Origin of the sequence: Allobosea lupini (assembly GCF_900109525.1) — a bacterium.
Lineage (GTDB): Bacteria > Pseudomonadota > Alphaproteobacteria > Rhizobiales > Beijerinckiaceae > Allobosea > Allobosea lupini.
This window is the reverse complement of sequence record NZ_FOAN01000008.1, coordinates 230,787-239,632: the sequence shown is the minus strand read 5'-3', so window position 1 is coordinate 239,632 and position 8,846 is coordinate 230,787. Positions and strand designations below refer to the sequence as shown.

Annotated in this window: 11 protein-coding genes; 4 read left to right on the top strand and 7 right to left on the bottom strand. The window is 63.1% G+C overall.

The genetic code is table 11. From position 1 onward, the window contains the following. From BMZ21_RS23090 to BMZ21_RS30655, 3 genes are all read left to right on the top strand, one after another. Positions 1 to 190, top strand: a 190-nt coding sequence (locus BMZ21_RS23090) for an ATP-binding protein (RefSeq protein WP_167561720.1), incomplete at its 5' end; no start/stop codon positions are given. Between the two features lie 148 nt (positions 191 to 338). After that, entirely contained in the window at positions 339 to 1,220 is an 882-nt protein-coding gene (locus tag BMZ21_RS30660; RefSeq protein ID WP_208862354.1) for a hypothetical protein, read from the top strand. After that, complete coding sequence (locus BMZ21_RS30655) at positions 1,118 to 2,038, top strand: hypothetical protein (RefSeq protein ID WP_208862353.1); 921 nt, start codon at positions 1,118 to 1,120, stop codon at positions 2,036 to 2,038. The genes BMZ21_RS30660 and BMZ21_RS30655 overlap by 103 nt, the downstream gene beginning before the upstream one ends. Positions 2,039 to 2,188: 150 nt before the next feature. Here BMZ21_RS30655 and BMZ21_RS23080 read toward each other — a convergent pair whose 3' ends face one another. The 5 genes from BMZ21_RS23080 to BMZ21_RS23060 form a co-directional block, all read right to left on the bottom strand. Further along, positions 2,189 to 2,671 (bottom strand): RES family NAD+ phosphorylase, encoded by a 483-nt coding sequence (locus BMZ21_RS23080; RefSeq protein WP_091840184.1) that lies wholly within the window; start codon positions 2,669 to 2,671, stop codon positions 2,189 to 2,191. Further along, positions 2,668 to 3,099: an antitoxin Xre-like helix-turn-helix domain-containing protein gene (locus BMZ21_RS23075; protein WP_091840182.1), complete on the bottom strand. Its 432-nt coding sequence runs from the start codon at positions 3,097 to 3,099 to the stop codon at positions 2,668 to 2,670. The genes BMZ21_RS23080 and BMZ21_RS23075 overlap by 4 nt, the downstream gene beginning before the upstream one ends. Before the next feature lie 161 nt (positions 3,100 to 3,260). Next, positions 3,261 to 4,451 (bottom strand): RHE_PE00001 family protein, encoded by a 1,191-nt coding sequence (locus BMZ21_RS23070; RefSeq protein ID WP_143079775.1) that lies wholly within the window; start codon positions 4,449 to 4,451, stop codon positions 3,261 to 3,263. Between the two features lie 273 nt (positions 4,452 to 4,724). Then, positions 4,725 to 5,069, bottom strand: a complete 345-nt coding sequence (locus tag BMZ21_RS23065; RefSeq protein WP_091840177.1) for a HepT-like ribonuclease domain-containing protein — start codon at positions 5,067 to 5,069, stop codon at positions 4,725 to 4,727. Then, complete coding sequence (locus BMZ21_RS23060) at positions 5,069 to 5,365, bottom strand: nucleotidyltransferase family protein (RefSeq protein ID WP_091840174.1); 297 nt, start codon at positions 5,363 to 5,365, stop codon at positions 5,069 to 5,071. Before BMZ21_RS23060 ends, BMZ21_RS23065 begins: the two co-directional genes overlap by 1 nt. Positions 5,366 to 5,461: 96 nt before the next feature. Here BMZ21_RS23060 and BMZ21_RS23055 point away from each other — a divergent pair, with 96 nt between their 5' ends. Beyond that, positions 5,462 to 6,628 carry a tyrosine-type recombinase/integrase gene (locus BMZ21_RS23055; protein ID WP_091840171.1) on the top strand — a complete coding sequence of 389 codons (1,167 nt, stop codon included), beginning with the start codon at positions 5,462 to 5,464 and terminating at the stop codon, positions 6,626 to 6,628. 611 nt (positions 6,629 to 7,239) lie between these two features. On the opposite strand, the gene BMZ21_RS23050 is transcribed toward BMZ21_RS23055, so the two are convergent. Both BMZ21_RS23050 and repC read right to left on the bottom strand, forming a co-directional pair. Continuing rightward, entirely contained in the window at positions 7,240 to 7,617 is a 378-nt protein-coding gene (locus BMZ21_RS23050; RefSeq protein ID WP_091840168.1) for a hypothetical protein, read from the bottom strand. Then, positions 7,614 to 8,843 (bottom strand): plasmid replication protein RepC, encoded by a 1,230-nt coding sequence (repC, locus tag BMZ21_RS23045; RefSeq protein ID WP_091840165.1) that lies wholly within the window; start codon positions 8,841 to 8,843, stop codon positions 7,614 to 7,616. The genes BMZ21_RS23050 and repC overlap by 4 nt, the downstream gene beginning before the upstream one ends. Between the last annotated feature and the right edge of the window lie 3 nt (positions 8,844 to 8,846).

Here is an 8,846-nt window from a genome sequence, read left to right as displayed (position 1 = left end):
GCTCTTCCACCTGATCAGCAAGCTCTACGAGAACACCTCGGTCATCATCACCACCAATCTCGCCTTCGCGGACTGGCCCCAGATCTTCACCGACGCCAAGATGACCACCGCAATGCTCGATCGGCTCACGCATCACTGCGACATCATCGAGACCGGCAACGAGAGCTGGCGCTTCAAGAACCGGGCCTGAGCGCGCCCAAGACCATCGCGAGCTGGACGCCGAAATCGCCCCGGCCGAGCAACCCCGACCAGCTCAGCCGGGCCGATCCCGGCACGGCGGCGCAAGCCCAAGGGGGGCTAGCCTTCAACGCGATAAGAGGGCTGCGCTTCAATGCGATTTGACAGATTGCTTCGCCGACATCCGCGTCGACACGGCCTCGACCGAGGCCACCGGCATGCAACGGCGCACGTTCAATTTCGTCCTCGACGTCGACAACCAGATCCAGAACGAGGTGATCGAGGCGGCCGAGCCGCGGGAGCCTTATTTCCTCGTCGAGTTCAAAGGGCTGCGGACAAACGGATACCGCGACAAGTGGCCTGGACGCGGCAACTACGTCTTCCAGCACCTGACGTCCCACTTCCTGCCAACCTTCATTGGCAAGCGCTGCCCCGAGATCGAGGTACACGTCGGCGGCGAGACGCGCACTTACCCGCAGGCTATAAACGAGATCGTCCACCGTACGCAGACTATGGAATCGCTCCCCACGGAGGAGTTCGGCGACCTCAAGCTGACGATGATGGAGTGCGAGAAGATCGCCAGCGCCGACCTCAAGGGGTCGCACTTCATCCACTTCATCGCCCACGACCGGACCGTCCATTCGCAGAGCATCGACGGCAAGCTCGGTCTCAAATACTTCGGCCCGGGTGACAATCTGGTCTTCCACGCCATCCTGACGGGCGCCTTCCTCGACAAGCACGTGAACCAGGAGCGCACGAAATTCCTGTTTGAGGACGCCGTCCTCGAAAGGATGATCAACGACGTCTGCTGGCCGCACGTCGAGACGTTCCTCGCTGAACCAATGGCCAAGCTGAAGGGCGAACAGAAGGCAAAGATCGAGTCGATCACCGCCACATATCCGTCCGTCGCCTTCGGGATGTCGACGAGCTTCAGGACAAGGTGCCGTCCGGCGAGCTCAAGGAGGATGCCATCTACGGACACCTTTCGCGCGAGCGGTTCCGACGCGACGAGCGTCAGGCCGAGAAAATTCGGACGGTACTGACGCGGTTAAAGGACGACGACGTCAGCGCGGGATCGTTCGTCAGCGCTATCAAGGAAGCCGGCAAGGCCATCGAGGAGGCCGAGCAGCGCAGCCTCGCCGAATACGTCGTGCGTCGGAAGGTGGTTCTCGATTTCATCGCCATCCTCTTGGAGAAGGTGAAGGACGACGTCCGGGACTCGACGTACCAGCGCGAGGACGTTCTCCACTCCTTCATCTGCCCGATGCGCGTCAGCACGATCACAGGCGGCGGGAAGAAGGTCGAGCCGGCGGCGTCCCACGATCTCTGGATCATCAACGAGCGCCTTGCGTTCGCCCAATATTTCAGTTCGGACGTCGAGTTCTCCGCGCTGGCCGAGAAGGCCGAGACCGACGAGAGGCCGGACATCCTCATCTTCGATCACGTCCACGGGCTCAGGCAGACGGATCACCCTTCGAAGGTCCTTTTGGTCGAGTTCAAGCGACCCGGCCGTACCAACTACACGGACGACGAGAACCCTCAGCTGCAAGTCGAAAAGTACGTTCGGCGCCTGCAGTCGGGCTCACTCACGGACGTGCGGGGGCGTCCGATCCAGCTCGACCAGAACACGATCTTCTATTGCTTCATCGTCGCCGACATCGTCGGAAAGCTCGCCGACTGGACATACTCCTGGCAGCGGACCGCAGACGGCCGAGGGCGCATTCACAGGCCCAACAACGGCTACCGGGGCTCCATCGAGCTTATCGGCTGGGACGACCTGCTGAAGGACGCCCGCGAGCGTAATCAAGCGTTCTTCGACAAGGCCGGCATCACCGGGAAGAGTTTTTTCAGTGCCGACTGAGCTTCTGGAATTCCGGCGCGCCGAGCGCTCGCTTAAGGCCGTCTCTTGTAACCAAACTATCGGCGCAGTTGTGCTGCCCAGGAGCAGACCTTCCAGATGTCGGCTATGGGCCAACTCCAGAATATGCGCGGTCCACGTCCCGACCCGGCCTCACGATCCAAAAAGCCGCCGATCCCAATAGACGGGCTCATGCAGACTCGCTGTGATCGTCCCAAATTCCGAATGCGCTGGGTTGATCAGCACGTTGCGGTCAAGCCGCGCCACCACGCTCGGCACGATCAAAATCGCGCTTCGGCGCTGCAGGCACCACTGCGCGCCAAATTCTCTGCTTGCCGTCGCCGGCATGCTGTCCCAGCCTGCCAGGGATGGAGGTGAGAAAACCTCGTACGACAGTCCCCTAGGCAGCGTGATCTCGATATGATGCTGGTTCGGCGGCAGACGCCCGCTGCCGTGGACGAGCTTCTCCAAGAGCGCCGTCGAACAGTGCTCGCTGCTGTAGATGAGGGGGCTTCCGGGCGTGTTCCATCGTCCGGGCGCGATCGTCGAACCGGTGGCATCGAAGATAGGATAAGTGCCGTTCGGGTCACCTATCCGGAAACTGAACAGCGTGCGATCGAGCCGCTGAGCCGTCACGCAGCGCTGCCGTATTTCAGGCCGCCCAGGATATCCAGCACCAGTTCAGCGCCGATCTCGTTTTGGATGACCACGTCGATCGGACGCCTATCTTCCAGCATCGGGTGCGATCGAAACAGAAACTCGCGCGCCTCCGTTTCGGTCTGCCAGACATCGAGAGCCAAGCTCCAGACCCGTGCTACCCTGGCCAGCCGGGTGCCTTCGTCCGACGAGAGCCGGAGCGCCGTCTTGCGCCGCTCATAGGTGGCCTTGGGAACGAGGCGATACTTGAAGTGGGCGTCGCTCGGCGCCAAAAGGCGGGCCATCCGATCGAGCGCTCCGACCGGTAGTCCATCTTCGATGCGCGACATCAAGCCGAACGGCGAGCGTGCGGCAATCTCTTTTGCTGGAAGTCCGAGGACATCCGCGACTGCTCCGAATGCCAGCATTTTCGCCTCCAGATCAATTGAGGCATTATCTAACCTCATGTGAGGCGCATTGCCAGCACCGAGGATGCCAGCGTGCTCTGGGTTTTCGATCGGAATGATCGGCACCGTTCGGGAGCCGCTTATCGAAAATCACCGTCGGCAGACTGAAAATGGCTCGCAGCCTACAAAATTCCCCAAGCGCGATAGCGCCTCCGCCCGGTCAGCTCGCGCGGAAGGCTGCCGCCGAGCTGCTTGAGCATGGCCTCGACCGCCTGCGGCGAGACCTGCAGGCGCGCCGCCGCCAATTGCACCGTGACCAGCGGCGACGCCACGAACAGACCGACCAGCTCGGTTAGCTTCGAATTCCCCCTTCTATTTTCACACTTCCGCAGCATCGCGGTCCGCGCCAGCGACAACCGATCGAGATCGGCCTGGCCAAACGCCGACGCCTCAGTGAGTGCGTCGAGCAGCCCCGCGACCCGGGCACTGAGCGCCTGGTGCGGGCTCCACCTGAACTTTCCCCGCCTCAGCCCGAGCCCGACCACCGGCAAATGCGCCGAACCTAATCCCCGCTGCCGCAATACAGTCGCCGCGAGCGCGAAGCCGAGTTCGCCCGCGCGTTCGGCGGGTTCGAGCCAAAGCCAGGCATCGAGCGCGAGCGCGGCCGCCAGCGCCGCCGGCAGCCCCCTGCCCTCCTCCAGGACGGTGAGCCAGCGCGCGAGCCGCCCGGCGGCGTCATAGGCGGGATCGCGCAGGGTCAGATTCATGCGGCCCGCATCGGAAGATAGATCGTTCCAGGCGTCGAGCCTTTTTCGCGTCCGCGCCAGCAAGGCGTCGATGTCGGCAAAGGCCGGATCGCCGTGATCGTCCTCCTCCTCCCGATCGAGACCATCCTCATCGACCTGGCCGTCATCGTCATCTTCAAGGTCGATCCGGTCCCAGGGTGTCGCGATCTGATCCGCGGTCCGCACCCTGCCCGTGCGATCCGGCTCCGGCACCTCGGCGATGCCCAGCCGCTGCCGCAGCGCGGCCGGGTTCAGGATCTCGGCCGGCTCGCGCCGGGCCAGGCGCCGGCGCTCGTCGAGCATGGCCGCAGCGCGCGTGATCTCACGCGTCGGGCTGCGCACATCCATGCGGGCGTCGTGCAGGCAAAGGTCCTCGAGCGGGCACAGGCCGCCGCTGAGCCCGATCAGGGCCTGGGCCTCGAAGGCGTGGCCGCGCTGACAGGCTCCTTCAGCCAGGACAGGCTCGACGCGGGCCAGGCGTTCGTCGCAGCGGGCAAGCGCGATCGCCGCGGTTTCGGCGGCTGCGGCGCAGTCCGAAACCAACTCCTGGCGCACCGCGCGCGAAATATCATAACCGGTTGAACTCACGCCTCATAAGCTAACATACCCAAGCCAAATAGCCACTAACTTGTTTCACGTCGACACAAGCTTGAACATATCTATCACTATCGATAATTACCTCTTATCGATAGTGATAGACGCAGATCTCAAAATCGGCGATTGTGGCGCTGCAAATGCCCTCCGGCGCCGTCAGCCAGGCGTCCGGGCGACGAAATCGGCCGACAGGTGGTGGGCGAATTGAGGGAGTTGCGCGAAAAGTCGCTGATCGGCGCCACTGCTCCGGCCCTAAAGCGGAGCGGTTCAGCTCGACTGATGCAGGAGCATATCCGCGATCGCGGAGCGCAGGGGCGGAAGATCATCCTTGACGATCCGCCAAACGATCTTGGAATCGACGCGCCAGTACTCGTGGCGGATCAAGTTGCCCAGCGCGCGCACATCCGCCCAGCGAATGTCTGCCTGCGTCGCCAAAATCTCTTCGGGGAGATGGCGGACCGCCTCGGAGATGATCTCCAAAGCCCGCTCGACACCGAGTTGAAGAAATGCATCAGCCTGGAACGCCGCCTGGCTGCGTCCACCGACGGCCCCATCTACCGCGTCAATAGCGGCCAGCATCTCCTCGAGAACAACGTCGATCCGGCGCGCCATCAAAACACGCGCACGGCGTCCCGCTCGATCTCACTGCGCAGTTTGGGATGCAGACTTTCGCGCGTGGTCACGTCAACCTTGCGCCCGATCGCCTCGTTCAAAACACGGTGCACGCCGGCCAAATCGAGCAGCGAGAACTTCGCATCCGGCGCCACGTCGATGAAAACGTCGAGATCGCTATCGGGACGTGCCTCGCCACGCGCGGTCGATCCGAACAGATACGCCGCCTCAACGCCGCGAGCGCGCAAGGCGGCGGCGCTGACAGCGATCTCGGCAATGGCTTGTTCGCGGGTCATGGATCACTTCTACACCAAAGTCGTCGAGAGCGGAATCATGGCGGATCCCCGTCCATTCTCGACAATTGGTCCTCGGCCGGCACGGAACGATCCGCCATGAACGACATCCTCGCTCTCGGCGACACAGAAACCCGCCGCGCCCTCCAGCTCGATGCTCTCGCCAGCATCCTGCCTATGGAGCGCCGCGACAAACTTGCCACGATCCTGACCGACGACGACGTCGAGACGCTGCGCCATCTCGCTCGCGAGGGCATGGGCGAAAATTCGTTGCGCGCGCTCGCCTCGGATCTGGCCTATCTGGAAGCCTGGGTGCTCGCGTCGACAGGTTCGCCCCTGCCCTGGCCGGCGCCGGAGGCATTGGTGTTGAAATTCGTCGCCCATCACCTCTGGGATCCGGCGAAGCGAGCCGATGACGCAAGCCACGGCATGCCGGTCAACGTCGAGAGTGCCTTGCGCTCCGCCGGCCAATTGCGCAGCGAAGGGCCCCACGCGTCCTCGACGGTAAAGCGCCGCCTGGCACACTGGGCAACCCTGCATCGCTGGAGGGGGCTCGAGAGCCCGCTGACCACGCCGGCGATCCGGACCGGCGTCCGCCTCGCCGTCAGGGCCAGCGCAAAGCCGCGCCGGCGCAAGAGCAAGCGCGCGGTGACACGCGACATTCTCCAGCGTCTGATCGCAACCTGCGCGTCAGACCGTCTCGCCGATACGCGTGATCTCGCCATCCTGCTGGTCGCATTCGCCTCGGGCGGGCGTCGGCGCAGCGAGGTGGCGCGGTTGCGCCTCGAGCAGCTGACAACTGAGCCCGATGTGCAGCTCGATCCGGAGGATCCACATTCGCCGCTACTTCCGTGCATGGCAATCGCCTTGGGCCGAACCAAAATTGGCCAAGCCGACGACGATGATTCACGCGTGCTGCTGATCGGGACACCCGTTACGGCTTTGCGCGAATGGATTGAGCGGGCGGATATCACCAAAGGCGCGCTGTTCCGCGCGATCGACCGCTGGGAGGCGATCGATGACCGAGCGCTGACACCCCAGGCTATCAACCTGATCCTGAAACGCCGCTGTGCCATGGCCGGGCTCGATCCCGTCGAATTCTCCGCCCACGGCCTGCGCTCGGGCTACTTGACTGAAGCGGCGCGCAACGGCGTCGCCCTACCTGCAGCCATGCGACAGTCCCAGCATCGTTCGGTCCAACAGGCGGCTCGCTACTATAACGATGCTGACCAGGCACTCGGAAAAGCCGCAAGACTGGGGATCTAAAGACCTCAAGATCAGCGACAATGCTACCGCGGTCAGCTCGACTAAGTCGCACAAGCGGCCAAGGCTGTTCCCGGGCCGCGTCTGACGGCAGCGACTACGACCGCTCCGAAGACGAGCTTTGGCTGCTGGCGGAGGTCTCGTTCAAACCTGGTCTGCTCAGGATCGCGATCATCAACCTCGTCGCTATCGGCGATCAGGTCGGAACCCACTTGCGAGAGAAGATGCAGCGCACCCGAATTCTCGCTGTGCTTATAATTGCGACCATCGAACCGGTGCGGGTTAGCGACAGGCTCGGGGATCGAGCCCATGCGCCAAGGCGCGACGCGGAGCACACAACCCGCCCTGCGATTGCCGTTGCCACGAACATTCATGCGCCCTCGCGCAATCGAATTCGCGACGACGCATCGGATCCGTCAGCTGTGGCCAAGAGCTCTTGCCTGCCGAGGCCACCGCAACCTCACCAATTGCCACGAGACCGGCCTGACAAATCTGTCCATCGAACCAGCGACACCCGTCGCGCTCACAGGGTGAATTGAACACACCGCTGAATTGCGATCCCTCGGCCGCGAAGAGCGGGCACATTGTTGCTGGGCAGAAGCTAATATCCGTCATCACACCTCCGAGCCAGGCGCTTTCTCCGCAATACCGACACGGGCCGCCGCGGCACCAGCGACAGCCGAGGCCGAATGTTCTTGCTCAAGACGTAACGACAGCCCCTGCCCTGACAGCCAATGCTCGACCTCTGTCGCGCGCGCCGGCCCGAGACCCCTTTCGGCCTCCAGCTCAGCACGGCTGTAGGCTTTCGCGATCCGCGCCAGATTGGCCGCGCGCTCGCGCAAAATCCGTCCGCCGACAGCGCGGTGGCGACCTGCGAGCAAGATGGTGACGATCGTACGCGATAGCTTTGCCATGCCGTTATCAAAGGCGCTTGCGGCGGCGACCACAAGACCCCGTTCCACCCCAGCCTGGCTGCGAGGCATCGCCGTCACGCCCGCTTTTTCTCGCGTTTACGGCTGCCGATAAGCGCCATCAGCATTGGGCCAAGTGAGAATTCGTTCGCCTGCGCCTTACGCGTCAGCTCGCGCAAATAGCCGCCGGCACTCGAAATCGCTTCGCCGCGTTGCAGGATGGCGGCGACCACGACCGAGGCCTGAACCTCGTCCATGACGCCGATCGCATCCTCCCAGGCGCTGGGACTGATCCCGAGCATCGGCCGAACCACCGCGACGGTCGCCAGAAAGTCGCGCCAGCTCGCGATCCCACCCTTAGAATAGTCGATCAGGTCGGGACATGCGTCCAAAACCATCCCGAGAGGGAACGACCCTTCCGGCACCCGCTTCGGTTCCGGTACAGGCGCCACATCGACCCCCCTGCTTTCTGGAAAGCATGGTTCAAGATCAGGAAGGGTGTCTAGATTTGAATTCTGTTTGTGACGCTCAATATGAGACTCATTGCCGCTCATATTTTGAATTTTGATATGAGATTCCAGGATGTTGAGAATTTCGTCGGCCAGCAGAGAAAGCTCCTCCGCGATCGGCTCGAGCGTCAGGAGCGTCGGGCTGCGCGGAACCCGCGCCATGATAGCGCGATAGATCTGGTGGATCTCCGCCCACTCGGCCGGGCCCTGCCCCGCGAGCCGGCTTGGGACGCCCTCCTCGATCCCCGTTGCGATCATTTTGGCGATGTCGCGCCGACAGATCGTGATGCGTTCGCGCACCAGGCGCAGCGCCCGAGCCTCGGCCTCTACCTCAGCCGCCAGGGCCTCGAATTCTTCCGCGCGCACGACGAGCGGCGCCAGGTCGAAGCCAAAGGCAAATTCGATCTCCCCTGCCCTGCCCTTGCGGGCGTAGCGCTTTCCATTGGGGCTGTCGCGTCGGACGATCAAGCCGGCATCGACCAGTGCCGCCAGGTGGCGTCTAAGCGTCGCCATCGGCATGCCATGAGCCCGCAAGGAGAGCTGCTGGTTCGACGGGAAAACAATGAGGCCTTCGCCTGTGAGGACCGTTTCGGGGTGGAACGACAACAGCGCGTCCAAAACAGCCAAAGCACGCTCTGTCACGCCAAGCGCGCTCTTGGCCGTGCAGATGGCCCGGAAGATATTCCATTTGTGGACAGCCTTCTCAGGCGGCCGCGTTTTTGCGTTCGCTTGGCTTGCTACATGGGCAAGCGTCAGCGATCGCCGCCCAAAGGGCGTCGTCGAGAGTCGTGGTTCCATGAT